This window comes from Glycomyces arizonensis DSM 44726, from assembly GCF_000482705.1.
GTDB lineage: Bacteria > Actinomycetota > Actinomycetes > Mycobacteriales > Micromonosporaceae > Glycomyces > Glycomyces arizonensis.
Genome location: NZ_KI519475.1, coordinates 101492 through 127885 on the forward strand (window position 1 = coordinate 101492; position 26394 = coordinate 127885).

Annotated in this window: 21 protein-coding genes and 1 tRNA gene; 12 read left to right on the top strand and 10 right to left on the bottom strand. The window is 70.6% G+C overall.

The features are described 5' to 3' along the window. Positions 1-5: 5 nt before the first annotated feature. A complete protein-coding gene (locus tag H613_RS28560; RefSeq protein WP_281171218.1) occupies positions 6-1199 on the bottom strand; it encodes an IS701 family transposase in 1194 nt (397 codons plus the stop codon). 151 nt (positions 1200-1350) lie between these two features. Here H613_RS28560 and H613_RS0122595 point away from each other — a divergent pair, with 151 nt between their 5' ends. The 3 genes from H613_RS0122595 (at position 1351) to H613_RS0122605 (ending at position 4082) form a co-directional block, all read left to right on the top strand. Then, positions 1351-2961 carry a hypothetical protein gene (locus tag H613_RS0122595; protein ID WP_026925550.1) on the top strand — a complete coding sequence of 537 codons (1611 nt, stop codon included), beginning with the start codon at positions 1351-1353 and terminating at the stop codon, positions 2959-2961. A 100-nt stretch (positions 2962-3061) separates the two neighbouring features. Then, complete coding sequence (locus tag H613_RS0122600; RefSeq protein WP_026925551.1) at positions 3062-3727, top strand: endonuclease/exonuclease/phosphatase family protein; 666 nt, start codon at positions 3062-3064, stop codon at positions 3725-3727. 67 nt (positions 3728-3794) lie between these two features. Beyond that, the gene (locus tag H613_RS0122605; RefSeq protein WP_026925552.1) at positions 3795-4082 is read left to right on the top strand and encodes a DUF1905 domain-containing protein; all 288 of its coding nucleotides are present in this window, start codon (positions 3795-3797) and stop codon (positions 4080-4082) included. Positions 4083-4138: 56 nt separating this feature from the next. Here the strand turns inward: H613_RS0122605 and leuA are convergent, their stop codons facing one another. The 3 genes from leuA to H613_RS28565 all read right to left on the bottom strand — a co-directional run bounded on the left by leuA (position 4139) and on the right by H613_RS28565 (position 7427). Beyond that, positions 4139-5845: a 2-isopropylmalate synthase gene (leuA, locus tag H613_RS0122610; protein WP_026925553.1), complete on the bottom strand. Its 1707-nt coding sequence runs from the start codon at positions 5843-5845 to the stop codon at positions 4139-4141. Positions 5846-6023: 178 nt separating this feature from the next. Continuing rightward, positions 6024-6602: a nitroreductase family protein gene (locus H613_RS0122615; RefSeq protein ID WP_026925554.1), complete on the bottom strand. Its 579-nt coding sequence runs from the start codon at positions 6600-6602 to the stop codon at positions 6024-6026. A gap of 114 nt (positions 6603-6716) precedes the next feature. After that, the gene (locus H613_RS28565) at positions 6717-7427 is read right to left on the bottom strand and encodes a hypothetical protein (protein WP_156926214.1); all 711 of its coding nucleotides are present in this window, start codon (positions 7425-7427) and stop codon (positions 6717-6719) included. A gap of 170 nt (positions 7428-7597) precedes the next feature. Between H613_RS28565 and H613_RS0122625 the strand changes: the two genes are divergently transcribed. Together H613_RS0122625 and H613_RS0122630 are read left to right on the top strand one after the other, a co-directional pair. After that, a complete protein-coding gene (locus tag H613_RS0122625; RefSeq protein ID WP_026925555.1) occupies positions 7598-8863 on the top strand; it encodes an aspartate kinase in 1266 nt (421 codons plus the stop codon). Positions 8864-8866: 3 nt separating this feature from the next. Next, on the top strand, positions 8867-9931 hold the full coding sequence (locus H613_RS0122630; RefSeq protein WP_026925556.1) for an aspartate-semialdehyde dehydrogenase: 1065 nt from the start codon (positions 8867-8869) through the stop codon (positions 9929-9931). A gap of 105 nt (positions 9932-10036) precedes the next feature. Here the strand turns inward: H613_RS0122630 and H613_RS0122635 are convergent, their stop codons facing one another. Then, positions 10037-10831, bottom strand: coding sequence for an ABC transporter permease (locus H613_RS0122635; protein WP_026925557.1), 795 nt, complete (start codon positions 10829-10831; stop codon positions 10037-10039). Further along, positions 10824-11768 carry an ATP-binding cassette domain-containing protein gene (locus H613_RS0122640; protein ID WP_026925558.1) on the bottom strand — a complete coding sequence of 315 codons (945 nt, stop codon included), beginning with the start codon at positions 11766-11768 and terminating at the stop codon, positions 10824-10826. Before H613_RS0122640 ends, H613_RS0122635 begins: the two co-directional genes overlap by 8 nt. Before the next feature lie 66 nt (positions 11769-11834). Between H613_RS0122640 and H613_RS32490 the strand changes: the two genes are divergently transcribed. The 5 genes from H613_RS32490 to H613_RS0122665 all read left to right on the top strand — a co-directional run bounded on the left by H613_RS32490 (position 11835) and on the right by H613_RS0122665 (position 17253). Then, complete coding sequence (locus tag H613_RS32490) at positions 11835-11969, top strand: hypothetical protein (RefSeq protein WP_281171219.1); 135 nt, start codon at positions 11835-11837, stop codon at positions 11967-11969. Further along, entirely contained in the window at positions 11966-13363 is a 1398-nt protein-coding gene (gene cysS, locus H613_RS0122650) for a cysteine--tRNA ligase (protein WP_026925559.1), read from the top strand. The genes H613_RS32490 and cysS overlap by 4 nt, the downstream gene beginning before the upstream one ends. A gap of 47 nt (positions 13364-13410) precedes the next feature. Further along, entirely contained in the window at positions 13411-14415 is a 1005-nt protein-coding gene (gene rlmB / locus H613_RS0122655) for a 23S rRNA (guanosine(2251)-2'-O)-methyltransferase RlmB (RefSeq protein ID WP_026925560.1), read from the top strand. Between the two features lie 110 nt (positions 14416-14525). Then, positions 14526-17084: an Hsp70 family protein gene (locus H613_RS29645; RefSeq protein ID WP_051393725.1), complete on the top strand. Its 2559-nt coding sequence runs from the start codon at positions 14526-14528 to the stop codon at positions 17082-17084. Positions 17085-17176: 92 nt separating this feature from the next. Continuing rightward, a tRNA-Thr gene (locus H613_RS0122665) sits at positions 17177-17253 on the top strand. 116 nt (positions 17254-17369) lie between these two features. Here H613_RS0122665 and H613_RS0122670 read toward each other — a convergent pair. From H613_RS0122670 to H613_RS0122685, 4 genes are all read right to left on the bottom strand, one after another. Then, entirely contained in the window at positions 17370-18254 is an 885-nt protein-coding gene (locus H613_RS0122670) for a carbohydrate ABC transporter permease (RefSeq protein WP_026925561.1), read from the bottom strand. Further along, complete coding sequence (locus tag H613_RS0122675; RefSeq protein WP_026925562.1) at positions 18251-19237, bottom strand: ABC transporter permease; 987 nt, start codon at positions 19235-19237, stop codon at positions 18251-18253. The genes H613_RS0122670 and H613_RS0122675 overlap by 4 nt, the downstream gene beginning before the upstream one ends. Then, a complete protein-coding gene (locus tag H613_RS28575; RefSeq protein WP_035739065.1) occupies positions 19234-20901 on the bottom strand; it encodes an extracellular solute-binding protein in 1668 nt (555 codons plus the stop codon). The genes H613_RS0122675 and H613_RS28575 overlap by 4 nt, the downstream gene beginning before the upstream one ends. A gap of 134 nt (positions 20902-21035) precedes the next feature. After that, positions 21036-22715: an N-6 DNA methylase gene (locus H613_RS0122685; protein ID WP_026925563.1), complete on the bottom strand. Its 1680-nt coding sequence runs from the start codon at positions 22713-22715 to the stop codon at positions 21036-21038. Positions 22716-22844: 129 nt separating this feature from the next. Between H613_RS0122685 and H613_RS0122690 the strand changes: the two genes are divergently transcribed. Together H613_RS0122690 and H613_RS0122695 are read left to right on the top strand one after the other, a co-directional pair. Next, on the top strand, positions 22845-23459 hold the full coding sequence (locus H613_RS0122690; protein WP_026925564.1) for a hypothetical protein: 615 nt from the start codon (positions 22845-22847) through the stop codon (positions 23457-23459). 86 nt (positions 23460-23545) lie between these two features. Further along, positions 23546-26266 carry an AAA domain-containing protein gene (locus H613_RS0122695; RefSeq protein ID WP_026925565.1) on the top strand — a complete coding sequence of 907 codons (2721 nt, stop codon included), beginning with the start codon at positions 23546-23548 and terminating at the stop codon, positions 26264-26266. The last annotated feature ends 128 nt before the right edge of the window (positions 26267-26394 follow it).

The following is a 26394-nucleotide window of genomic DNA, read 5'->3' on the forward strand; positions in this document are numbered from 1 at the left end:
GCCCGTCAGCGCCAGCTGAGCGCCCGGCTTCCCGCCGGAGCACCGCCGCGGACCGCCTCGGCCCCCGCGCCGGTCGAGGCGGTGACCACGAGGAAGGCGTGCGCCAGCATCGCCAACGTGACGTGCCGGTACCAGCCCTCCCACCGGCGAACCTGGTAGTGGTCGAGCCCGCAGTCGGCCTTCGCGGCTCGGAAGCACGACTCGATGGCCCACCGCGCGTCCGCGGTGCGCACGATCTCCTCGCGCGCCACCGCGTCCGAGTGGAAGCACAGGTAGTAGACGACCTCGGCCGGGCGCTCGACGGAGCGCCGCGCCAGCAGCGTGCGGACGAACCCGGCCGGGAGGCCGCACGAGCCCGGCAGCGTCGCCCAGGCCCAGTCGTACTCGTGCCGCCCCTGCGCGCACGCCCCCGCCGCGAGCCGGTGCCAGGCCGAGGCCGGCGCCCGCTCCACCAGCGCGTCGACGCGCCCGTCCTCCTCCAGCTCCGACACCGCCTCCGTGAGCGGCACCTCGACCACGTACGGCAGGCGGCGCGCGGACAGGAACGCCCGGAAGTCGCTGTCGTGCCCGTACGTCGCGTCCGCGGCCACCCATCCGGCCTCGACGCCGGCGGCCACGGCGCGGGCGATCATCGCCTCGGCCAGCCGCGGTTTCGACAGCGCCCCGGCGGCCACCCGCTCGGCCGGGACGCCCGCCGCCGCGCAGCGCTCGGGATCGTCGGTCCAGGAGGCCGGCAGGTACAGCTCACGGTCGATCAGCACCCCGCCGTGCCCGCCGACATAGGCCAGGAACACCCCGACCTGGCAGTTCTCGACCCTGCCCGCCGCGCGCGAGTACTGCCGGTGCACCCCGACCGAGGCCGGGCCGCGCTTGGCGAAGTCGAGCTCGTCGACGACCAGCGCCCCGGTGGGGCCCGCCAGGTTCACGGCGACGTAGGCCCGGAGCGCGTCGCGCACCGAATCGGCCGACCACACCGCCCGGCTCAGGAAGTGCTGCACCCGCACCGGCGTCGCGTCCCCGGCGGCCTCGGCGAGCTGCCAGCCGCTCTTGCGTTCCACCGGAGCCAATAGACCCACCAGATAGGACCTGGCACGCCGTCTCAACTCGACTCTCCCGAACAATCCCGCCAACGTAAGGAAAAGCTCGTCCAATCGTGAACGCCATTCCCTGATCTTTTGCGGCGCAACATCTTTGACCACAATTCAATGATATGAGATCACGAAGTACAACTGTCGGTTCGCCTTCGAACAGGAATCCCCGAGTAGTCCCGGTGGCTCGAGTGGTTGGTGATTCTGGATGCAACGCGATCGAACGTCAGCGTCCGGTCGCCCATCCGAGAAAAGGAGCATCATGAACACCTACTCGATCACCGTGAGCTACGGGCTCAACGGCTACACGGGGAGCTTCGTGGCCGCCAACCACCTGGATGCGTGGCACCAGGCCTACGTGGCCTTCGCGGCCACCTTCCCGCACGGCACAGTGCCGCCGCCCGAGGGCCGTTGCCGCTACGTGACGAACAGCGTGACCGGCGGCCCCGCTGCCCCGGCCTTCCGCAGCGCCGTCGGCGGTGTCGCCGGCGCCACCGGCACCACCGACGCGCAGAAGGCCTTCTCGGACGAGCTCCAGAGCAAGGTCGGCGAGTTCGTCGGGACCAAGCTCGACGGCAAGTTCAGCGCCGTGGCCTGCCCGTCCGGCTTCAACTACGGGATCACCTACGGCCCGAACGCGTACTACAACGCGGCGACGCTGCAGGACCTCGACGCGCTGCTGCTGGCCGACAGCGCCGGCCAGCTCTCGATCGGCACCGGGCGCTTCTCGACGCTCTACGGACGGATCCTGGGCTCGACCGTCTTCGGCTTCTCCAAGGCCGACCAGGAGACGATGAACAAGGAGGACACGGCCGCGTCCGCCCAGATCGCCTCGGTCCTGACCGAGTTCACCAACGCCGGAGGCACCTTCTCCAACCCGCTGCCGTTCGGCGGAAAGATCCAGGACGTCTTCAACCAGCTGACGAAGCTGTACGGCTCCCTGGAGAACATGCCCGCCTCGCAGAGCGCGCTCTACAACGCCATCATGGGCTACCAGAGCATGGCGGCGACGAGCATGCTGCTGCACAACAACTACGCGGCGGCGACCGCGAGGCTCAACGCGGCCAAGAACAGCATCCTGAAGCCGGACCAGTCCAACGGCGGCGAGGAGATCGGCGCCGGCCAGTTCTACGTCGGCTACACGCCCGACAGGCTGCCCAGCGCGAACCAGCTCATCGGGCAGCTCCAGGCCGACGGCAACGCCGTGTCGCTCCACATGGTTCTGTCGAACTTCTCCTCGAAGTCGACCGACCTCAGCGTGGGCGGCAAGGCCGGCTTCTCGATCCCGATCATGGACGCCCTGTCCTTCGACTTCGGCGCGTCGGCGTCCTACGACCTCTCGACCTACACGTCGAGCTCGTCCGAGGTCACGATCGACCTCGACTACAAGGGCGTCACCATCCTCGGAGCGACGCCGTCGGCGCTGTCGCCAGAAGGCGACACGGGCTGGTACGACGAGCAGATGCTCGGCGAGATCGCGTCGAAGACCGGCAAGGACGCCACCGGCTACCAGCTCCACGGCAGCGAGTTCGATGTGGACGAACTGTTCGGGCAGGGCAAGCAGCTCTCGCGCCTGAAGACCTTCGTCATCTCCCGCCAGCCGGAGATGTCCATGACCTTCAAGGGCGGCAACGCCCACCAGGTCAAGAGCGACATGCAGGTCGGCGCGAAGGCGTCGGTCGACCTGTTCGGACTGTTCCCGATCGGCTCGGCCTCGGCGTCCTACGCGGTGAACAAGGTGGACACGAGCTCCAGCGACGGCTCGGTCACCGTCACCTTCGGCGCGCCCGAGCCCAGCGGCACGATCCCGCTCGAGCAGCAGGTGGCCTACGTGATGGGCGGCGTCGCCTCCTACCCGCCGAACGAGTCTTAACACCGGCGCGGGAGTTGCTGGCCGCACTCCCGCGACGAGGGCGGGGCCGCCCGGCCCAAGGCGGCCCCGCTCGGACGAACCTCTCGAAAGGAGCCAATCGATGGAAATCATCACATGGAACATGCAGGGAGCGAAGGCATCGACCGAGGCGGCGTGGAACACGGGAGTCGCCCCGCTCGTGCCGGAACGCTCGGAAGTCGTCTGCTGCCTGCAGGAATGCGGATCCGTCCCGGCGTCCGCGACCCTGGTCGACGCGAACGGCCAAGGCGTCAAGCGCTACCGCTGGGGCGGAACGACGAGGAAGCCGGGCCGCTGGATCGTCTGGTACGAGTCGGACGAGGGAGGCGGGCGCTGCAATCTCGCCATCGTCTCCCCTCCGGACCTCGAACCGCGGACTCCCATGCTCGTGGAGGCGGCGGACGAGCCCCGGAAGCGGCCCGCGCTCGGCGCCCACTTCGATGGGACCGCGGTCTTCAGCATCCACGCCATCAGCCCCAACGGGCCCGATGCGCGCGGGCTGCTGGAGGCGGTGTCCAAGGCGGTGCCGAGCGGAACGCCATGGGTGGTGGCGGGCGACTTCAACCGCGAACCGGGCATCGACGGGTACCACTGCCACGGGCCCGCTGAGGCGACGTACAACGCCAACACCAAGGCGACCAAGAAGCTCGACTGGTGCGTGACCTCCGCATCGCACCCGCATCTGCAAGGGACGGTGATGAAGGAGATCCAGCGATCCGACCACTACCCGGTCGCCTATGCCATGTAGCGACAGGGACGGAAAGGACGGGCCGGGGAGGGGCGCCTCCCCGGCCCGATCCGTATACGCTCGGGCCATGGAACTCGCGTTCAGCGGCGAGGTCTGGTTCTGGAGGGGCCCGGCGCCGTGGTACTTCGTCTCGGTGCCCGAGGCCGCCTGCCGCGAACTGGAGGCGGCCTCCGATGTCGTCAGCTACGGCTGGGGCATGGTCCCGGTGACGGCGCACCTCGGACCGACCTCCTGGAAGACCTCGCTGTGGCCCAAGGACGGCGGCTACATCGTCCCGCTCAAGGCCGCCGTCCGCAAGGCCGAGGACGTCGAGGAGGGCGACACCGTCGAAGTCCGCCTGACCGTCGACCTGTAGAGGCGCGAAGCGGGGCCGCGGGCGTCCGCCCGCGGCCCCGCCGCATGCCTTTCGCGCTAAGCGCGGTTGTAGGCGCTCGCCACCGCGCGCATCGTCGCCAGGACGATGTTCGGGTGCACGCCGGCGCCCCACACGGTCTTCCCGCCGATCACGCACTCCACGTAGGACGCGGCCTGCGCGTTCTGGCCCGCCGACAGGGCGTGCTCGGCGTAGTCCAGCACCTCGACCTCGATGCCCACCGTCGACAGCGCGTCGGTGAACGCCGACAGCGGCCCGTTGCCGCTGCCCGAGACCTTCTGCTCCACGCCGTCCAGGGTGATCTCGGCGTCCAGCGTGACCGTCTCGTCGGCGTAGTTCGTGGTGTGGTCGTCGACGACCAGGCGCCGCCGCGGCTGGTAGTCCGGGTGGTACTCGGTGCGGAAGATGCTGTGGATCTGGGCCGACGACACTTCCTTGCCCGAGGCGTCGGTGTGCCGCTGGATCGCCTGGCTGAACTCGATCTGCATGCGCCGCGGCAGGTCGAAGCCGTACTCCGAGTGCATGACGTAGGCGACCCCGCCCTTGCCGGACTGCGAGTTGACGCGGATGACCGCCTCGTAGCTGCGGCCCACGTCCTTGGGGTCGATCGGCAGGTACGGCACGCCCCACGCGAAGTCGTCCACCGCGACCCCGGCGGCCGCGGCGTCCTTCTCCAGGTGCGCGAAGCCCTTCTTGATCGCGTCCTGGTGCGAGCCGGAGAACGCCGTGTACACCAGGTCCCCGGCGTACGGGTGCCGCTCGTGCACCGGCAGCTGGTTGCAGTACTCGACGGCGCGCTTGATCTCGTCGATGTTCGAGAAGTCGATCTTCGGGTCCACGCCCTGGCTGAACAGGTTCATGCCCAGGGTCACCAGGCATACGTTGCCGGTGCGCTCGCCGTTGCCGAACAGGCAGCCCTCGACGCGGTCGGCCCCGGCCTGGACGGCCAGCTCGGCCGCGGCGACGCCGGTGCCGCGGTCGTTGTGCGGGTGCAGCGACAGGATCAGCGACTCGCGGTTCGGCAGGTTCCGGTGCATCCACTCGATCGAGTCGGCGTACACGTTCGGGGTGGCCATCTCGACGGTGGCCGGCAGGTTGACGATGAGCGGCCAGTCCGGCGTTGGCTGGATGACCTCGGCGACCTTCGAGCACACCTCCAGGGCGTAGTCGAGCTCGGTGCCGGTGTAGGACTCGGGGGAGTACTCGTAGCGGACGGCCGTGTCGGGGGTGATGGCCTCGGCGTACTTCAGGCACATCCGGGCGCCGGACGTGGCGATGTCGGTGATGCCGTCCCGGTCCAGGCCGAACACGACGCGGCGCTGGAGCGTCGAGGTCGAGTTGTAGAAGTGGACGATGGCCTGCTTGGCGCCGACCAGGCTCTCGAAGGTCCGCTCGATCAGGTGCTCGCGGCACTGGGTGAGGACCTGGATGGTGACGTCGTCGGGGATCAGGTCCTGCTCGATCAGCTGGCGCACGAAGTCGAAGTCGGTCTGGGAGGCCGAAGGGAAGCCCACTTCGATCTCCTTGTAGCCCATGGCGACCAGCAGTTGGAACATCTTCTTCTTGCGGTCGGGCGTCATCGGGTCGATGAGGGCCTGGTTCCCGTCGCGCAGGTCCACCGCGCACCAGGTCGGCGCGGTCTCGATGACCTGGTCCGGCCAGGTGCGGTTCGGCAGGTCGACGGTGAACTGGCTGGAGTAGGGCTGGTATCGCTGGACGCGGCCAGCGAAGGCTGAGGAAGTCAACGGTTGCTCCTTGAAACGCGGTTGTCATTGCCAGCCGGCATGCGAGAACCCGCGGCGAGGGAGCCGACCTAGTTGGCCCCGCCGCGGCAGCTAAGGAGCATCGAATACCGCATGATTGCCGCCGAGCCTACACCCGGCGGGCACCGGCGTCGATGCCGCGTCCGGCGATTGGGACGCTTCAGCCGCCGATGACCAGCTCGTCGATCGACAGCCGGGCGCGCGGCTTGCGGTCGGGGCCCGCGACGCTCTCGGCCAGCAGCGCCGGATCTCCGGCGACGCCGATGGCGGCCACCGAGGTCGGCTTGAGCTCCGAAGGAAGGTCGAACTCGCCGCTGATGGCGTCGGCGTCGAAGCCGCCCATCTGCCGGACCGTCAGGCCCTCGGCGGCGGCCTGGAACGTCAGGTGCGCCATGGACTGCCCCAGGTCGTAGGCGGCGTGGGACAGCGGCCCCTTCGCGTTGGCCTCCACGCGCACGGCGACCAGCAACGCCGCGGCGTGCTGCGCCCATTCGGCGTTGCCGGTGTCGAGGCAGTCGAGCACCCGCTTGAACTCGGGGGTGTCGCGCCTGGCGACGATGAACCGCCACGGCTGCGTGTTGCCCGCCGAGGGCGCCCAGCGGGCGGCCTCCAGGAGCGCGGCGATCTGCTCGTCGCTCAGCTCGAAGTCGGCCTCGAAGGCGCGGGTCGAGTGGCGGGACGCCAGCAGCGGGTGGATCGGCACGGAGGTCTCGGCGTGCCGGTCGATCGGTCCGTTCATGCGTTATCACCTGGATGGTGTGTACGGTGCCGCGCCGACGTGCGCGGCAGTGGCGGTTGGCCAGTCTTCATGGTGCCACGGCGGGCCCCCGATCCGGGGCGAGTGTCGTCTTCCTTACTCACCGTCGCTCGCCGCGGGCGAGGGCGACCCCGACGGCGATGCCGTCGCGGACGGCGTCTCCTCGGGCTGCTCGGGCGCCTCGTGGACCACCGGCTCGCCCTCCTCCACGATCACCCCGGGCAGCTCCACCGTCGCCGCGGCCGCCTGCGGCTCGCCTTCGAGCGTGAGCGTCCCGAAGCCGTCGGCCGACACCGACAGGACCGTCCCGGCCTCGTCCAGGCACCACTCGCCCGGCGGGAGCGGCGTGTCCACCACCACGGTGTTCGGCTCCAGCTCGAAGCAGTCGCCGTCCCGGCTCACCGCGAACGGCATGCGCCGGTCCAGCAGCAGCGGCAGCCACTCGACGAACGGCCGCTGCACCTGCGGGTCGTAGTCCTCGGGGATCTCGCCGGTGATCCCCGCCAGCTTCACGCACCGCTGGTCGGCGCACTGGAAGAACCCGCCGGTCGTCCACGCCACCGACACGTCGGCCGCCCCGCCGAGCCCCCATCCGGGGACGTCGACGCGCCACGTGCCGTCCTCGGCCGCCCACACCGTGACCGCCGATCCCTCAGACCACTCGTACTCGGCGGTGAACGACGTGTCGAGCGCCTTGGACACCCGCCCGATCAGCGCCACCCGCGCGCCCGCGGCCCGCGGCTCCGGATCGGGCTCGTTCACCGCCGTCGCCGTCCCGCAGCCCGCCAGCAATGTGATTGCGGCCACTGCTGTGACCGTTCTGATTTTCAGGGAGTATCGCCATGCCACAGCGCGATTGTGCGTCCCGAGACCCGGAACGACCTGGCGCCACGCCGCAGGTCGCGGCTAAGGTGAGGTGGCTGCCTGCTCGCAGGCAGACGACAGCACCCGAGACAACAGGTATTGAGGTGAATCCCGTGGCGCTGGTCGTACAGAAATACGGCGGATCATCGGTGGAGAACCCGGAGCGCGTCAAGCGCGTGGCCGAGCGGATAGTCGACACGCGAAAGCGCGGGGACGACGTCGTCGTCGTCGTGTCGGCGATGGGCGACACCACCGACGAGTTGCTCGAGATGGCCGCGCAGGTCTCGCCGGTGCCCGAGCCGCGCGAACTCGACATGCTCGTGACCGCGGGCGAGCGGATCTCCATGGCCCTGCTCGCCATGGCCATCAACAACCTGGGCTTCCAGGCCCGATCGTTCACCGGCTCGCAGGCCGGGATGCTCACCACCGCCGCCCACGGCGAGGCGCGCATCATCGACGTCACGCCCGGCCGCATCCGCTCCTCGCTCGACGAGGGCTTCATCACGATCGTCGCCGGCTTCCAGGGCGTCAGCCAGGACACCAAGGACATCACCACGCTCGGCCGCGGCGGCTCGGACACGACCGCGGTCGCCCTCGCGGCGGCGCTCGGCGCCGACGTGTGCGAGATCTACTCCGACGTCGACGGCGTCTACTCCGCCGACCCGCGCATCGTGCCCAACGCCAAGCGCCTGGAGACGATCACCTTCGAGGAGATGCTGGAGATGGCCGCCTCGGGCGCCAAGATCCTGCACCTGCGCAGCGTGGAGTACGCCCGCCGCTACGGCATCCCGCTGCACGTCCGCTCGTCGTACTCGACCAAGACCGGCACGATCGTGTCGGGTTACATGGAGGACCTGCCCGTGGAGCAAGCACTCATCAGCGGCGTCGCGCACGACGACTCCGAAGCGAAGATCACCGTCACGCGCGTGCCCGACAAGCCCGGCGCGGCCGCCTCGATCTTCCACATCATCGCCGACGCCGAGATCGACATCGACATGATCGTGCAGAACGTGTCGACGACCGGCAACGGCCACACCGACATCTCGTTCACGCTCCCGAAGGACTCCGGGCGCAAGGCCACCGAGGCGCTCAAGAAGCACCAGGAGGCCGTCGGCTTCGAGAAGCTCATCTACGACGAGCACATCGGCAAGATCTCCCTGGTCGGCGCCGGAATGCGCTCGCACCCGGGCGTCACGGCGAACTTCTGCGAGGCCCTGGCCGACGCCGGGGTCAACATCGAGATCATCTCCACCTCCGAGATCCGCATCTCGGTGGTGTGCCGCGACACCGACCTGGCCGCCGCCGTGCGCGCCGTCCACGACAGGTTCGAGCTCGGCGGCTCCGAGACCGCCGTCGTCTACGCGGGAACGGGGCGATAGCGCATGGACCGCAAACTCAACGTGGCGATCGTGGGGGCCACCGGCGTCGTCGGCTCGATCATGCGGCGGCTCATCGCCGCCGAACGCGGCAACTGGGGCGAGATCCGCCTCATCGCCTCGGCGCGGTCGGCGGGGAAGCGCCTGCCGGTCGGCGACGAGACCCTCGAAGTCCAGGCCATCGGTGAAGACGCCTTCGACGGGATCGACATCGCCCACTTCGACCTGCCCGACGAGGTCAGCGCCGAATGGGTGCCCGTGGCCGCCGCCAAGGGCGTGGTCGTCATCGACAAGTCGGGGCACTTCCGCATGGACCCCGAGGTGCCGCTGGTGTGCCGCGAGGCCAACCCCGAGGCGGCGCGCGAGCGCCCCAAGGGCATCATCGCGAACGCGAACTGCACCACGCTCGCGCTCATCCCGACGCTCGCGGCGCTGAACGAGGCGTTCGGCCTGGTGTCGATGTCCGTGGCGTCCTACCAGGCCGCCTCCGGCTCGGGCAAGGAGGGCCTGGAGGCCCTGTACGACCAGATTGCGAAGATCGCGAGCGTCGATCGGATCGGCACCGAGACCGGCGACGTGCGCGCGGTCCTCGGCGAGGACTTCGACGCGCCGTTCGGCGCGCCGCTGGCGCTCAACGTCGTCCCGAAGGTCGGCGGCTGGAAGGACGGCGGCTGGACCTCCGAGGAGCTCAAGGTCCGAGGCGAGTCGCGCAAGATCCTCGGCCTGCCCGACCTCAAGGTCGCCTCGACGTGCGTGCGCGTGCCGGTGGCCGTGGGCCACTCGCAGGCCGTCCACGCCACCTTCGCGCGGGAGGTCACGGTCGAGGAGGCCCACCGCGTCCTCGCCGCCGCGCCCGGCGTCGACGTCGTCGACGACCCGGCGAACAGCGTCTACCCAATGCCGATCGACGGCGTCGGCAAGCCCGGCACCCAGGTCGGGCGCGTGCGCCAGTCGATCGACTTCCCGAACTCCCTGGAGTTCTTCGTCGTGGGCGACAACCTCATGAAGGGCGCGGCGCTCAACTCGATCGAGACGGCCGACCTCGTCCGCCGCGAACTCGAAGCCCAATAGCCTATAAAATATAAGATATAAATTATATGTTATAACATATAGAGTATAGGATACAGCATCACGGCCCGGGGCGTGCGCCCCGGGCCGTTTCGCATTCGGCTTCGCTCAGGCGTCGCGCTTCTTGAACAGGTACCAGGCCACGCCGAGGATGATCGCGGCGAAGACCGCGAACACGCCGCCCGCCGCCCAGCGGCTGAACAGGTCGAAGTCCACCACCGGCTCACCCTCGAACGTCGAAGTGGACATCAGCTGCGCCCCGGCCGAGAACGGCAGGAACTTCACCACCGGTACCAGCCAGTCCAGCGCCGGGACCATCGCCAGCCCCGAGATCAGGCCCTCCAGGATCAGCGGCACCAGGAAGATGACCACCAGCGCCAAGGGAACACCGCGGAACAGCAGCCCCAATCCGAGTCCGACGAGCGTGTAGATCAGCGTGTACACCACGTAACCGGGCAGCGCCTGGTTGAGCGGGTCGTCGAGCAGCCCCGGGGCCTCGCCCCAGAACACGAAGACGATGCCGAGGTTGATCAGCAACGACACGACCGTCGCCACCACCGCCGTCGCCGAGACCACCAAGACCTTGGCGAGGATCAGCCGCGACCGCTGCGGCAGCGCCGTCAGCGTCGGCTGGATGGTGCCGTGCCGCCACTCGTGCCCAGTGGCGAAGATCCCGATAATGGCCATGCACACCGCCATGAAGGGGATCCCGAACGCCGCGCCGCCGTTGAGCGCGAAGGCCAGCATCTCGTCCATCGGGGCCTCTTCGCCGCCCACCACGTTGACCACCAGCGTGATGAGCACCGCGATCAGCGCCGAGGCCACCAGCCCCACCCCGAGCAGCCAGTAGGTGGACCGCAGCGTCCGCAGACGCATCCATTCGAACCGCAGAGCGTCACTCATCGGCGGTACCGCCTTCCTGGGCGATGGGCTGGACCGGCTCCTGGGCCACGAACTGCTCCGAGGATCCGGTGGCGGACATGAACGCCTCCTCCAGGGAGGCGCTGCGCGAGGACAGCTCGTGCAGCTCGACCCCTTCGGTGAAGGCCAGGTGCCCGACCTTGTCGAGCTCGAGATCGGAGACGACCAGCTCGCCGGTCGGCCCGGCGGCGACCGACGCCCCCGCCGCCTCCAAGGCCGCCGAGAGCCCGGCCACCTCGGGGCCGCGGACGACCACCGTCGACTGCGTGAACTCGCGGACGAACGTCGCCACGTCGCCGTTGAAGATCATCGTGCCCCTGCCGATGACGACCAGCTCGTCGGCCATCAGCTGCATCTCCGAGAGCAGGTGGCTGGAGACGAAGATCGTGCGGCCCTCGGACGCGAGCCGCTTGAGGACGTCACGCATCCAGTGGATGCCATGCGGGTCCAAGCCGTTGGTCGGCTCGTCCAGCAGCAGGATCTTCGGGTCGCCAAGCAGCGCCTGCGCCAGGCCCAGCCGCTGGGCCATGCCCAGCGAATAGCCCTTCGGCTTCTTGCGCCTGACCTCGCCGAGGCCCACGAACTCCATGACCTCGTCGACCCGCGCATCGGAGATGCGGTTCGCGGCCGCGAGCATCCGCAGGTGGTTGCGCGCGCTGCGCGTGGGGTGGAACGGCTTCGCCTCCAGCAGCGCCCCCACCTCGTTCATGGGGCGGCGGATCGAGTCGAACGCCTGGCCGTCGAACAGCGTCTCGCCCCCGCCGTAGTCGAGGCCGAGCATCAGCCGCATCGTGGTCGACTTCCCCGACCCGTTGGGGCCGAGGAAACCGGTGACCACACCGGGCTTGACGTCGAACGAGAGATGGTCTACCGCCACAGTGTTCCGGTACCGCTTGTACAGACCCTTCGCGGTGATCATGGAGCTCCAATCTCGGGCAGGGGCCTTGGGGACGCGGCCAGTCTATGAGAGCGCGCCAGGCGCCGCATGACCGCGCAGAAGGAAATCGGCCTCCTGCTCAAGGAGGAGACCGGCGCCGGGCGCGTGGTACCGCCGTACCCCCTGACACGCCTCCGGACGGGCGCCGGAGCCACCGGCCCGACCGTTAAACTTGCCGAGTGAGTCTGCGACTGTACGACACCGGGACCCGATCCGTCCGCGACTTCCAGCCCAGGAAGAGCGGGGAGGTCGGCGTGTACCTGTGCGGGCTCACCGTCCAAGGCCCGCCCCACATCGGCCACCTGCGCTCCGGCGTCGCCTACGACGTCCTCATCCGCTGGCTGCGCCGCTCGGGCCACCGCGTCACCTACATCCGCAACGTCACCGACATCGACGACAAGATCCTCGTCCGCGGCGCCGAGCAGCACCGCCCCTGGTGGGCCATCGCCTACGAGAACGAGCGCAAGCTCGCCGCCGGCTACGCCGCACTCAATGTCGAGGCCCCCACCTACGAGCCGCGCGCCACCGGGCACATCCCGCAGATGATCGACCTCATCACCGAGCTCATCGACCGCGGCCACGCCTACGCCACCCCCGCCGGGGACGTCTGGTTCTCCGTCGCCTCCTGGCCCGACTACGGCGAGCTCTCCCACCGCCGAGTCGAGGACATGCGCTCCAGCCCCGACGCGGGCGACAAGCGCGACCCCCGCGACTTCGGCCTGTGGAAGGCCCACAAGCCCGGCGAACCGGCCGACGCCGCCTGGACCTCCCCGTGGGGGCCAGGCCGCCCCGGCTGGCACATCGAATGCTCCGCCATGGCCCGCCGCTACCTCGGCGACGCCTTCGACATCCACGGCGGCGGCACCGACATCATGTTCCCCCACCACGAGAACGAACTCGCCCAGTCCCGCGCCGCCGGGCTCGGCTTCGCGAAGTACTGGGTCCACAACGGCATGCTCAACCTCTCGGGCACCAAGATGAGCAAGTCCCTGGGCAACATCCTCAGCGTCGAGGCGCTCGGCGAGAAGGGCTTCCGCCCCGCCGACATCCGCTACTACCTGACGACCGCCCAGTACCGCTCCCCGCTCGACTTCTCCGAGGCCGCCCTCGGCGAGGCCCAGAGCGCCTGGGACCGCCTGTCGAACTTCACCCACCGCGCCGCCGAGCAGCTCGGCCCCGCCGCCGCCCTCGACGGCCCCCTCGCCGAAGACTTCATCGCCGCCATGGACGACGACCTCAACACCCCGGCCGCCGTCGCCGTCGTCCACGACACCGCCCGCGAGGGCAACGCCGCCCTCGACGCCGGTGATGACGAGGCCGCCGCCCGCGCCGCCGCCGCCGTCCGAGCTATGCTCGACCAGCTCGGCCTCGACCCGCTCGACGAGCACTGGAGCGATCCGGCCGACGCGAAGCTGAGCGGCGTCGTCGACTCGCTGGTCGCCATCGCCCTCCAGCAGCGGACCGAGGCGCGAGAGCGCAAGGACTACGCCGCCGCCGATCGCATCCGCGACGAACTGGCCCGGGCGGGCGTGACCGTCAAAGACACCCCTCGTGGTCCCGTTTGGACGGTCGAATAGCCGCGTCCACAGGCACCGCCACCAACACCCACGGGGGAAGCACACACATGAGCAGCAGCAAGGGCGGCCACCCGAACCGCCGCAAGACGTCCAAGGCCGGACCCGCCAAAGGCTCCGGCGGCCAGAAGAAGGGCCTCGCCGGCAAGGGCCGCACCCTCAAGGCCGAGGACCGCCCCTGGCACAAGTCCTACACCGGCGACGACAAGCCCCAGCGCACCCAGTGGAAGCAGGCCAAAGAACGCGCCAAGGCCGCCTCCGAAGGCCGCTCCACCAACATCGGCAAGGCCAAGCCCAAGCGCGACCAGCGCCGCGACGAGGCCGAGATGCTCCTCGGCCGCAACCCCGTCCTGGAGGCCCTGCGCGCCCGCGTCCCCGCCACCGCCCTCTACGTCGCCTTCGGCACCGACCTCGACGAACGCGTCGCCGAATCCGTCCGCCTCGCCGGCAACCGCGACCTCCCGGTCAAGGAACTCTCCCGCCGCGACCTCGACAGGCGCACCAACAACGCCCTCCACCAGGGCATCGGCCTCGAAGTCGAGCCCTACGCCTACGCCGACTTCAAAGAGCTCCTCGCCACCGCCCAGACCAGCGGCACCGCGCCGCTCCTGGTCGCCCTCGACGGCGTCACCGACCCGCGCAACCTCGGCGCCATCATCCGCTCCACCGCCGCGTTCGGCGGCCACGGCCTCCTCATCCCCTCCCGCCGCGCCGCCTCCGTCACCGCCGTCGCCTGGCGGGCCTCCGCGGGCGCCGCCGCCCGCCTGCCCGTCGCCAAGGTCGTCAACCTCGCCCGCACCGTCAAGGCCTGCCAAGAGGCCGGGCTCATGACCATCGCGCTCGACGCCGCGGGCGACGCCGACGTCTACGACCTGCCCGTCGCCGAAGATCCGCTGCTCATCGTCGTCGGCGACGAAGGCAAGGGCGTCTCCAGGCTCGTCGCCGAGACCTGCGACTACCGCGTCGGCATTCCCATCGCCTCCGACGTCGAATCGCTCAACGCCTCCGTGGCCGCCTCCATCACCCTCGCCGAGGTCCAGCGCCAACGCCGCTGAACCGCACGTGATCACCCCCAACCCCGACCCGGGGGCCGAGGCGCGGCCTGGACGCCGCCGCATAACCTGAAACGACCCTGCACACCACGTCTCCCGGAGCAGCCCTGACCATGCCGGCCGATTACCTCCTCAGCGTCGACCTCGGTACCTCGCACACGGTCGCGGTGGTCATCTGGCCCGACGGCCGCACCCGCCCCCTCCTGTTCGACGGCTCCCCCGTCATGCCGTCGGCGGTGTTCCTCGACGAAGCCGGCACCGTCCACGTCGGCCGCGACGCCGAACGGCTCGGCCCCACCGCGCCCGAACGGTTCGAACCCAACCCCAAACAGCGCATCGCCGACGGCACGCTCCTCCTCGGCGACCGCGAACTCCCCGTCACCGCCGCGTTCGCCGCCATCCTCGCCCACGTCGCCCGCGCCTGCACCGAAGCCGTCGGCCACCTCCCCAGAACCGTCATGACCTGCCCCGCCGCATGGAGCGAACAGCGCCGCGCCACCCTCTACGACGCCGCCGCCCAGGCCGGCTACCAGCCCGTCCAACTCATCACCGAACCGGTCGCCGCCGCCCACTACTACACGACCCGCCTCTCCCACCCCCTCGACCCCGGCCAAGCCCTCGCCGTCTTCGACTTCGGCGGTGGCACCCTCGACATCGCCGTCGTCGAACGCCACCGGGACGGCTCGTTCGGCGTCCTCGCCGACGGCGGCCTGAACGACCTCGGCGGCCTCGACTTCGACGCCGCCCTCGTCGCCCACATCGGCGAGACGGTCAAACAACGCGACCCCGACCTGTGGAAACGCCTCGAACACCCCACCACCGCCACCGAACTGCGCGACCGCCGCACCCTGTGGAACGACGTGCGCGGCGCCAAGGAGATGCTCTCGCGCTCCTCGGTCGCGCCCGTCGCCGTCCCCGGCATGGAACAGGCCCTCCACCTCACCCGCGGCGAACTCGACCAACTCGCCCGACCCCTGCTCTCCCGCGCCGTCGGCGAGACCCGCCGCGTCCTCGACCTCACCGGCAAGCGCAGCGGCGACCTCGCCGGGCTCTTCCTCGTCGGCGGCTCCAGCCGCATGCCCCTGGTCGCCAAGGTCCTCCACGAAGAACTCGGCATCGCCCCCACCGTCCTCGAACAGCCCGAACTGCCCGTCTCGGAGGGCGCCGCCGTCGCCGTCGACGGGCACGCGCCGCTCACCCCGCCGGTGATGTCCCTGCCCCCCACGCCGTCCCCGCTCGCCGCCACGAGCCCGCCGTCCCCGCCCCCGGCCGACGAGACGACCTTCCCCCTCCAGATGCCCGGCGCCGACAAACGCCGCAAGAACAGGCGCAACAAGCTCATCGCCCTCGCCGCGGCCGTCGTGGTGCTCGCCGTCGCCGCCCCGCTGGCGTGGTGGTACTTCACCAACCCCTACGAGCAGCGGCCCTTCTACGACGAGCTGGCCGAGGTCGGCGACGTCATCCCGTACGCGGCCGAGATGAGCGGCACCGTGCAATCGGCGCAGATCCGCGGCGACAAAGCCGTGTTCGCCTACACCGTCACCGCCGACACGAGCACGGCCCTCCACGTGCTCGCCGTCGACGCCCGAACCGGCGAGCCGCTCTGGGACGGCGAGACCGTCCTCGACGGCGCCACCTGGGGGGATTCCTTCTACGCCTCCGACGAACTCCTCGCCGTCACCGACAGCGAGACCACCGGCGGCCCCTTCACCCTGCACTTCCTCGACTGGGAGACCGGGGAGGTGCTGCGAACCATGGAGGACCTGCCTTCGCTGGAGTTCTCCCGGTCCGGTGACCACCTCGTCTCGGCCTGGAGCGACGGCAACACCGTCACCGTCTACGACAGCGCGGGCGAGGAGGTCCGGTCCTGGCAGGTCGGCGACGCCGAAGGCGGCATCGGCATCAGCCAGTGGGGCGTGGTCGGATCGAGCGAGTCCCTGGTCGATCCGAACGGGGTGCGCGGCGACGGCCGCATCTGGGTGGTGACCGAAGACGGCGAGACCCACGTGTTCGACATCGAATCGGGCGAGGAGGTCGCCTCCAGGGGCATCGAGTCCGCCGAGGACCGCTACATCGCCTTCAACGGCCTGATATACGTGACCGAAGAGGAGTCCAACGGCTACTCGATCCACGTCTACGACATCGACAGCGGGCTCGACGAGGTCGACACCGAACGCGTCCGGGAGGAGGAGGCCGGACTCTCCATCGACTGGGCGCTCCCCTGCGGCGAGGAGCGCCTGTGCGTGCGGGAGACCCACGAGAAGGACGAGACCGGACGGTACACCTTCCGCGTCTACGACGCCGGCGACGGCGAAGTGGCCCACCGCTTCGACGAGGAGGGATACTCCGCGATCTCACCGGTCGGCAACTACTTCCTGGTCGAGTACTTCGAGGGCGACGAACTCCGCACCCAGGTGTTCGACGACGACTTCAAGGCGGTCGGCGAGAGCAAGGAAGGGAGCTTCGGCGGCATCGACGGCGGCAGCGCCCTGGCCTACCCGCCCTCCTCGAGCGTCCTGAGCGAAGGCGACGTGATCGGCCTCGGCGTGCGCGACGGCACCCGCCACCTCCTGCGCGCCGGCCTGTCGGCCTACGACTGCGAGGCCTCCGACACCCACCTCGCCTGTCTCGTCGAAGGCGGCATGCAGATCTACGCCTTCCGCGAGGAGTGATCCGCGCCTCCGGCGGCGAATCGGTCAGCGCCGAAGTCGCCGCCGTGTCGAGTACAATCGTGGGGGTTTCGGCGCCTGTGAGGCGCTGACCTGCCGCCGTAGCATCAATTGGCAGAGCAACTGTCTTGTAAACAGTAGGTTAGGGGTTCGAATCCCCTCGGCGGCTCCAAGCCACTGCACCCGCAACGCCTCCAAGGCACCGTGACGGCCGGGCGAGGACCCGGCCGTCGACGATGGGCGCACAGCGGGAACCGGCCGTGCCGCGAACGCGGACGACCGCCTCGCTCAGCCCTTGACGGCTCCGATGATGACGCCCTTCTTGAAGTGCTTCTGCACGAACGGGTAGATGATGACCGCCGGGACGATCGCGATCATCACGATCGCCATCTTCACCGCCAATGTCGGCGGCGCCTCGGTCAGTCCCGCCGCCTGCGGGAGCGGCGCCGATTCGACGACGTAGGTGCGCAGGACGAGCGCCAGCGGCCATTTCCCGGTGTCGTCGAGGTACAGGAACGCGTTGAACCAGTTGTTCCAGTAGGCCACCGCGTAGAAGAGCGTGACCACGGCGATCACGGCCTTCGACAGCGGGGTGACGATCTGCCACAGGATGCGGAACTCCCCGGCGCCGTCGATGCGCGCCGAGTCGAACAGCTCCTGCGGGATGTTCATGAAGAAGGCCCGCAGGACCACGACGTTGAACGCCGAGACGGCCATCGGCAGGATGATCGCCAGGTAGTTGTCGCGCAGTCCGAGGGCGCTCACCCACAGGTAGACCGGGATGAGGCCGGGGAAGACCACGAACATCAGCAGGACCGAGAACAGGATCGTCTTGTGCCCGAAGGAGCCCGGCCGCGAGAGCGAGTAGGCGCCGAGGACCGAGACGACCACGCTCAGGAGCGTGCCGCCCGCGGTGATCAGGAGGGACACCATGAGGGCGCGGAGGACGACCGGGTTGCGGAACATCTGCTCGTACGCCTCGAAGGTGATGCCGTCGCCGGGCCACACGACGAGGCCGCCGACGCGGTGGACCGTCTCGGCGCTGGAGAGGCTCGTGAGCGCGATCGCGTACAGCGGGAACAGGATCACGAGCATGATGAGCACGATGCTCACGCCCTTGGCGGCCCGGCCGGTGACGGTGGGCTTCTCTTCCCATGCGGCTCTTCTGGTCATGATCGCGAATACACTCCTCGCTCGCCGAGCATGTGCGCGACCCTGTTGGCCGCGAGGATGAGGATGAGGCCGACGACCCCTTTGAACAGTCCCGCGGCGGCGCCGTAGTCGAAGTCGCCGACGCGGATGCCGCTGTAGTAGACGAAGGTGTCGAACACTTCGGACGCTTGTGATCCGACGGCGCTGCGCTGGAGGAAGAACTGCTCGAACCCGACGTTGAGCGCGTCGCCGAGGCGCAGGATGAGCAGCAGGACGATGACGGGCCGCAGCCCCGGCAGGGTGATGTGCCACAGGCGCCGCCACCGTCCGGCGCCGTCGACGGCCGCGGCCTCGTAGAGGTTCGGGTCGATCGCGGCGAGCGCTGCGAGGAAGATGATGGCGCCGAATCCGGCGTCCTTCCACACCGCTTGGGAGGTGACGAGCAGGATGAACGTGTCGGGGTCGGTCATCCAGTCGATCCCGTCGAAGCCGTTCTGCCGCAGCGTCTGGCTGATGAGGCCCGCCCCGCCGAGCATCTGCTGGAAGATCGCGATGACGAGCACCCACGAGAAGAAGTACGGCAGGTAGACGACGCTCTGGAGCGTCGACCGCAGGCGCCCGGAGGTGATGGAGTGCAGCAGGAGCGCGAGCATGATCGGCACCGGGAAGTAGAAGACGACCTGGAACGCGGTGATCCCCAGGGTGTTGGTGAGGGCCCGGAGGAAGTCGGGGTCGGCGAAGAGGTGCTGGAAGTGGGTGAAGCCGACGATGCGGGAGCCGAAGATGCCGCCGGAGTACGGCTTGTAGTCCTGGAAGGCGATGATGTTGCCCAACGAGGGGATCCACCAGAATCCCCACACGAGGACCATCATGGGTGCGGCCATGATGAGCAGCGGCCAGTCGCGGCCGAGTCGGGTGCGCCAGTGCGTCTTGGGTTTCGCCGGGCGCGGCGCGGTGGGCTCCCCGGCCTCGGCGGCCGGGGAGACTGTCGTCGGGGCGGTCACAGGAGGCCGTTGTCCTCGGCGATCTTGGTGTAGTACTCGCGCGCCTCGTCGCCGACGTTGGCGCGCCAGTCGTCCACCAGTGCGGACCATTCGGCGACGTCTCTCTGTCCGCGGTAGATCTCGTGGTGGGCGTTGGTCATCGGCTCGTTCTCGGCGGCGAGGTCGGAGGGCATCTCGACGCGGAGTCCTTGGAAGGGCCGGTCGTCGAGGTACGGGGCGGCGTTGGTCTCCCAGGCGTGGTAGGCCTCGACGAGCCCGGGGTATTGGAACTTGAAGTTGGCGTTGGGCCTGCCGGAGAGGAAGAGGTAGGTGTTGGCGACCTCGGTCTGGCCCAGTTCGGTGCGCTGGGGGACGCCTTCGTCGTCGACTTCGAAGTGGACGCCTTGGACGCCGTCCCAGACGAGGTCCCATTCGACGGTGCCGTACGGCGCCGAGCACCAGTCGGCGACGCGGAGGCATTCCTTGATGCGCTCTTCGGAGAGGTCCTTCTTGATGAAGGTGAACATGCCCGCGGGGTCGTCGCGCCAGATGGTGGGCGTGCCGCCGGGCTCGGCGGCCATGGGGTCGATGGCCTGGAGGTCGAAGCCGTCGACGTCGCGGTAGGTGCCGAGCATCTCGTGCCAGGCGCCGAGGCCGTCCTCGTAGAACACGGCTTGGCCGGAGCCGATGAGCTCCTTGGCGTTGGTGAAGCGGTCGGCGACGTAGTCGGGATGGACGAGCCCCTTGTCGAAGAGCTCGCGGGTGTAGGCGATGGCGGCGGCGAACTCCTCGGTCTCGAATTTGTGGACGAGCTTGCCGTTGTCGTTGCGCCACAGTGTGGGGACGCCCATGGCCTCCTGGACGGTCTGGTCGATGCTGCCGAACGCCCACCGGCCGCCCGCGGGGTCGTTGACCTGTTCGGCGGCGGCCATGAGCTCGTCGAGGTCGGCGGGGTGCTCGATGCCGAGAGTGTCGAGGAAGTCCTGGCGGGCGAAGAGGGCGTTGGTGTAGGGGGCCCGCTCCCAGGGAATGCCGAGGAGGGTGCCGCCGAAGACGCCCATGGCCCAGGCGGCGGTGGGGTAGTTGGCCAGCAGCGGGTACTCGGCGACCTTGTCGCCCGCGAGGTACGGCGTGAGGTCGGCGAACAGCTCGTTCGCGGCCTCGGTGAAGTCGGAGAGCTTGATGATCTCCCAGCCGGGGATCTGGAACATGTCGGGGACGTCGCCGCCGGCGAGGGTGGTGGTGATCTTGTCGAGGTAGTTGTTGCCGTCGGCGATGTTGAAGCGGACGGTGCCGCCGAGGGCCTCGTTGACGGCGGTGAAGTACGAGTTGTCGGGGAGCCCGGGCGGCGCGGGGTTCCACAGTGGTGTGATGGCGGTGATCGCTTCGCCGGTGGTCATGGGCTTCTCGGCGACGGCCTGGACGGGTTCGGCGGGCCGGGAGAGGTAGCCGGGGGAGACGGTGCCGTCGGCCTCGCCGGGGAGGTCGGGTTCGACGGGGCTGGCGTAGGGGATGTTCTTGGGGAGCAGGTCGGCGAGCTCGTCGGTGCCCGCGGCGGTGCCTTCGGCGCCTTCGTCGAGTTCGGCGCAGCCGGCGAGGGAGGCGGCGACGGCGGAGGCCGCGCCGGTCTGGAAGAGCGTTCGGCGATTGAGGTGGAACGCCCGTGCGGCGCGGGGGTCGCTCATTTCGACGCCTTTCGTTGGGGGAGTGGGAGGTCGGCGAGTGCCGGTCGCGAGAGACCCGATTGACTTCGGTTAGCTGTATCAACAAATATAACTTTCCTGATTCAGCCGCGCAACTCCCGATTCATCCCGACCCCCTAGTGGTCCACAGTGACCGTCCCGTTCACCAGGCCCGCGGCGGTGTCGTCGGCGAGCGCGGCGGCCTCGGCCCCGGCGCCCGCGAGGGCGTCGCGCAGGGCCAGGACGCGCGCGAAGGCCGCGCCGCGCCGCCGCTGCTCGTCGAGGGCGATGCGGGGGACCTTGACCGAGAGGAGGCGCCGCTTCGCGCCGGTGGCGGTGCGCCTGGCGTCCGGCAGGCGCGCGGCGAGGACGGCGGCGAGCCAGCCGGGGTCGACGGCCTCGCCGCACGTGATCGTCCACTGCGCCTCACTTGCGGCCGTGAGGGGTCCGAGCCTGACCGTCCGCGGCCCGACGGGGTCGACGATGACGCCGGTGCCCTCGGCGGGGCCCGAGCGGACGGTGAGGTGCCCGTCGCGTTCGAGGTCGGCGAGCCCGGCCTCCGGTGTCGACTCGGCGGTCCCGGACTCGAAGCGCGGCATGGAATCCGCGGCGGTCGCGAGCAGTTCGCCCAGGCGCTCGGCCCGCTGGGCGAGCTGGCCCGCGTCGGTGTCGCCCGCGGCGAGGTAGACGGCGGGGGAGATGTCGACGTCCTCGTCCCACAGCTGCATGAGTGGGACGGTCGCCGAGTGCGCGGTGGCGACGGCGGCGCCGCGGTCCTTGGTGACGGTGCGCCAGGCGGTGTCGAAGTCGCCGCCGGTGGAGACGAGGAGCTGCGCGGTCTCGGCGCGCGGGGCGAGCACCCACACGTGCGCCTTGGCCCCCGGGTGGTCGACGACGGCCCGCAGCGCGCCCCAGCGCAGCAGCTCGGAGCGGATGCGCCGCCCCGAGCGGCGGTGGGCGACCTGGGCGGGCATGCGCACGACGGCCACGCCGCCCTCGCCGAGCAGCGCGAGGCAGTGGAGGGCCCAGGCCAGTTCGGGCTCGGTGCGCGGCGGCGTGCCGTAGGACAGGCGCGGGTCGTCCCCGGCGGGGAGCCGGTCGTGGCCCCAGTCCTTGACGTTGAACGGCGGGTCGCACACGACGAGGTCGAACCGCCGCCGCGGCAAGGGGTCGAGCAGGGAGTCGCCGACGCCTGCGCGGACGTCGCCGCCGGGCAGTGCCAGGCGCAGGCGCCGATCGCAGACGGCGGCCTGGGCGGCCGAGAGGTCGGTGCCCCGGACGGTGCCGACGCCGGGGACGGCGCGGAGCAGCCCGGTGAGCAGGTCGCCCTCGTCGCAGGCCGGATCGCACACCGCGAGGTCCTCTTTCGCGGGGGCGACGGCGGCGGCGACGTCGACGATCGCGCCGATGCCGGGCGGGGTGCCGCGGCCCGCGGCCTCGCGGGCGCGCTCGACGAAGAACTCGAACAGCTCGGCCGCCGCAGTGGCGCGGGTGAGCTCGGCGAGGCGGCGCGCGAGCGCGCGGTGCTCGCCGTCGCCGTCCAGGGCGGCGGCGACGGCCTGGAGGGCGTGGTCGGCGGAGGGGTGGGTGTGCTGGAGGGCGAACCAGAGGCGGTCGGCGCCGGTGACGTGGAGGCGGCGGCCGTGCTCGGCGGCCCACCGCTCGACGTCGGCGAGGGCGAAGCGGGGCCTGCGGGCACTCTCGTCCACTGGGGACGGGAAGTCGGCTTCCCTCCTGCGCCAGTTGCTGACCGCGTTGCGTCCGACCCGGGCGAGGCGGGCGAGGTCGGTCAAGGTGATGGTCTCGTCGTCGGTCATGCGGCTCCCCTGTTCGCTTTATCGAATCGTAACCCACCCCGCATTGCTGAGGTTTGACACAGCCTATTATATTCGTGAAGTGAGTTCACAAGAACCAATCAGTGAATAACTCTACACGGAAGGTAGACCATGAAACTCGACATCGACGCCCGCAAGCTCCTCGCCGTCGCCGGCACCGGGCTCATCGGCCTGGCCGCCCTCACCGCCTGCGGCGCCGAAGACGACGGCGGCGCAGGCGCCGACACCGGCACGGACACCGCCGAGAGCGCCGAGGCCGACGCGAGCGGCGGCGACGAGGCCGCCGCGACCGGCGACGGCACCGGCGCCGACGCCCCGCTCGCCGCCGGCTCCACCGTCGAGGTCGGCGACTGGAGCCTCACCGTCACCGAGACCGAACTCGACGCCACCGACGCGATCATGGACTTCAACGAGTTCAACGAGGCACCCGCCGACGGCTTCCAGCAGGCGCTGCTGACCCTCGACGGCACCTACAACGGCACCGAGACCGGCTCGCTGTGGCTCGACATCACCGTCGGCATCTGGGCCGACGGCACCTTCTACGACAGCACCGACTGCCTCAACGTCGTCGAAGGCGACCTCACCGAGGCCCCCGACGTCTCCGGCGGCGGTGCCTCCTCGGGCTCGGCCTGCGTCGAGATCCCCTCCGACGCCGAGACCTACCTCGTCTACTTCGAAGACCTCATGTCCTTCGACGGCACCCAGTACTTCGTCGAGATCGGCTAGGGCTCGACCGAGACCGGAGGACGCGGCGACCATGGGCGGAACCCGCGTCCTCCTCTCGTTCCGCGCAGTGGCCGTACACTGCGCCCATGAGCGTGTCCGAGCTCCTCTCCGCCCTCGCCGACCTCGCCCCCGCCGCGAAGGCGCCCACCTTCGACCGCATCGGCGCCAAGACCGCCTGGGGCACCGCCTTCGAGACGGCCGAAGGCGGCGAGGACCTCGAGGCCTACGACGAACTCCACCGCGACGAGCGGCTGCTGCGCCAAGGCTGGGGCGTCGTCATGGGCCGCTTCGAATCCGACGGCAAGACCCACCGCGTCCGCTACCCGCTCGTCAGCCGCCCCGTGCGCCTCAGCACCCCCATCGGCGGCGCCCAACGCCAGGACGTGACGCCCGCCGGCGACGTCGCCGTCTGCGCCGAACTCGCCGAGACCGAATTCGCCCCCGTCCTCGAAGCCGTCTTCGACCCCGAACGCCGCGCGGCTCTCCTCGAAGACACCGACTGGCTGCTCAAGGCCGCCGCCGCGGCCGGATTCCCCGACGCCTCGATCCGCGACGACCCGCCCCAGCGCGAACGCGACCGCCTCGTCCTCGTCCCCAGGCCCGTCGTCTACATCGACCGGGAGGCCGCGCCCACCCCGATCGCCTCCGGCCTGCGCCTGTGGGCCGAACGGCCCGGCCTCGACGACACCGCCCTGGCCGCCCTCTACACGCCCCGCGACAGCCCGACCGCTGAAGCGGCCCCCGAACGGCCGCGCTGCGCGCTCCCGCTCAGCCGCGAGCAGACCGCGGCACTCGCCGCCGCCCGCACCGAAGCGGTCACCGTCGTCGCCGGAGCCCCCGGCTGCGGCAAGAGCCACACCCTCGCCGCCGTCGCCCTCGACACCGTCGCCGCGGGCCAGTCGGTGCTCATCGCCACCCAGTCCGTCCACGCCGCCGACGTCATCGCCGCCCTCCTCGACCGCCACCCCGGCCCCCTGCCGGTCCAGTTCGGCGACTCCGAGCGGCGCGACGAGTTCACCACCAGACTCGGCTCAGGCGTCGACAAGGGACTCCGCAGGCGCGAGGTCGACCGGCACGCCCGAGCCGCCGCCGACGCCCTCGACTACGCAGGCAGCATCGAACGTGAGATCGCCCGGCGCCTCGACCTCGAATCCCGCCGCGCCCGCGCCCTCGACGCCCCCGCGTTCGTCCTCGACGAGTTCCCCGGCCTGAAGGAGGCCGACCTGGATGAGGCCGAACGCCTCGCCCGCCGCGCCCACGGCGACGACGCCCACTGGTGGTCCGCGCTCCTGCGGCGCCTCGCCAGACGCCGCCTGCGCGCCGTCACCGGAGCCGACGGCCCCGCCGCCGCCCTGCACCGCGCCCTCGAAGCGGCCCGCGACCACCGCGCCATGACCCTCCTCGCCGCCGAAGGCACCGACCTCGCGCCGCTGTGGCACAGCCTCGAGAACGCCGACCGCGACGCCGCCGCGGCCCTCGGCACCGCCCTGCGCACCGAGACCGGCTCGGCCGAGCGCCGCTCCGGCCCCTCCCGCCGCGCCCTGGCCGACCTCGCGGCGGCCCTGCGCGTGGGCGACCGCGTCCGGCGCCGCGCCGCGCTCGCCGCCGTCGACGCCGAGGCGATGCTGCGGGCCATGCCGCTGTGGATGGGGACCGTCGGCGACGCCGAGGATCTCCTGCCCGCCACGGCGGGCATGTTCGACGTCGTCATCCTCGACGAGGCCAGCCACATCAACCAGCTGTGGGCCGCCCCCGTCCTGGCCCGCGCCCGCCGCGCCGTCGTCGCCGGGGACCCGAGGCAGCTGCGGTTCGTCTCCTTCGCCGGAGAGGAGCGCCTGAACGAGGTCCTCGGGGCCCACGGCCTGGAAGACCGCCACACCCAGCTCGACACGCGGCGCGTCAGCGCCTACGACCTCGCCTGCGGCGCCGGGCCGGTGGTCGAGCTGACCGAGCACCACCGCAGCGTCCCGCACCTCATCGGCTTCTCGGCCGCGAAGTTCTACCACGGCCGCGTCAAGCCGATCACCACCCACCCGCGCAACCACGACGCCGACGCCATCGCCGTCCACCGGGTCAAGGCCGCGAAGTCCTCGCCCAAGGGCGTCCTCAAGGCCGAAGTGGACCGATCGGTCGAGCTGCTCGCCGAATTCGTCGAGCGCGGCGAGACCGGCCTGGCCGTCCTCTCGCCGTTCCGCGCCCAAGCCGAGGCGATCGAGGCCGCCATCGTGAAACGCTTCGACGTCGCGACCATCCGCGCCCGCCGCATCCGCGCGGGCACCGTCCACGCCTTCCAAGGCTCGGAGGCCGAGACCGTCATCGCCTCCCTCGGCGCCGCCGACGGCGACCCGGCCGGACGCAGGCGCTTCGTCGCGAACCCGAACCTGTTCAACGTCATGATCACCCGCGCCCGCGCCGGGCTCCACGTCGTCACCGCATTGAGCGACCCCGACGGCCTCGTCGGCGAGTTCCTCGCCTACGCCGACCACCCACCCGCCTCCCCTCTGGACGGCGAGACCGGCCGCGACGAGTGGACCGCCGCGGTCGCGGACGCCATCGCCGCCTCCGGCACCGCGGTGCGCCGCGCCTATCCGGCCGGGCACTGGAGCGTCGACCTCGCCGTCGGCGACGGCGAAGCCGCGGTCGGCGTCATCTGCGCCGTCCACCCCGAAGGGCCCGAGGCCCACCTGGCCCGCCACCGCGCCCTGCGCCGCGCCGGATGGCGCCTGGTCGACGCCTTCCCCTCCACGTTCGCCGCCGACGCCGCCCGCGCCGCCGTCACCGTCCTGGCCGACCTGCCGCGCCGGTGACCTTGGCCATGGCATCTGGCGTGAAGCGGCGGTCACCGCACCGAAACGCCTGATAGAGGCCGCCGCGGTGCCTTTCGTCGCGCCCGGCGGCCGGACGCCGATCCCATGCCGGCCAGGCGGCTCGCCAT

Excerpts from the sequence above, each read along its gene's own strand:
- H613_RS0122670 (WP_026925561.1), bottom strand. The coding sequence starts at position 18,254 with ATGACCAGAAGAGCCGCATGGGAAGAGAAGCCCACCGTCACCGGCCGG.
- H613_RS0122615 (WP_026925554.1), bottom strand. The coding sequence starts at position 6,602 with ATGAACGGACCGATCGACCGGCACGCCGAGACCTCCGTGCCGATCCAC.
- H613_RS29645 (WP_051393725.1), top strand. The coding sequence starts at position 14,526 with ATGCCGGCCGATTACCTCCTCAGCGTCGACCTCGGTACCTCGCACACG.
- H613_RS0122630 (WP_026925556.1), top strand. The coding sequence starts at position 8,867 with ATGGACCGCAAACTCAACGTGGCGATCGTGGGGGCCACCGGCGTCGTC.
- H613_RS0122695 (WP_026925565.1), top strand. The coding sequence starts at position 23,546 with ATGAGCGTGTCCGAGCTCCTCTCCGCCCTCGCCGACCTCGCCCCCGCC.
- H613_RS0122635 (WP_026925557.1), bottom strand. The coding sequence starts at position 10,831 with ATGAGTGACGCTCTGCGGTTCGAATGGATGCGTCTGCGGACGCTGCGG.
- H613_RS32490 (WP_281171219.1), top strand. The coding sequence starts at position 11,835 with ATGACCGCGCAGAAGGAAATCGGCCTCCTGCTCAAGGAGGAGACCGGC.
- H613_RS0122685 (WP_026925563.1), bottom strand. The coding sequence starts at position 22,715 with ATGACCGACGACGAGACCATCACCTTGACCGACCTCGCCCGCCTCGCC.
- H613_RS0122605 (WP_026925552.1), top strand. The coding sequence starts at position 3,795 with ATGGAACTCGCGTTCAGCGGCGAGGTCTGGTTCTGGAGGGGCCCGGCG.
- rlmB (WP_026925560.1), top strand. The coding sequence starts at position 13,411 with ATGAGCAGCAGCAAGGGCGGCCACCCGAACCGCCGCAAGACGTCCAAG.
- H613_RS0122595 (WP_026925550.1), top strand. The coding sequence starts at position 1,351 with ATGAACACCTACTCGATCACCGTGAGCTACGGGCTCAACGGCTACACG.
- H613_RS28575 (WP_035739065.1), bottom strand. The coding sequence starts at position 20,901 with ATGAGCGACCCCCGCGCCGCACGGGCGTTCCACCTCAATCGCCGAACG.
- H613_RS0122640 (WP_026925558.1), bottom strand. The coding sequence starts at position 11,768 with ATGATCACCGCGAAGGGTCTGTACAAGCGGTACCGGAACACTGTGGCG.
- H613_RS0122690 (WP_026925564.1), top strand. The coding sequence starts at position 22,845 with ATGAAACTCGACATCGACGCCCGCAAGCTCCTCGCCGTCGCCGGCACC.
- H613_RS0122600 (WP_026925551.1), top strand. The coding sequence starts at position 3,062 with ATGGAAATCATCACATGGAACATGCAGGGAGCGAAGGCATCGACCGAG.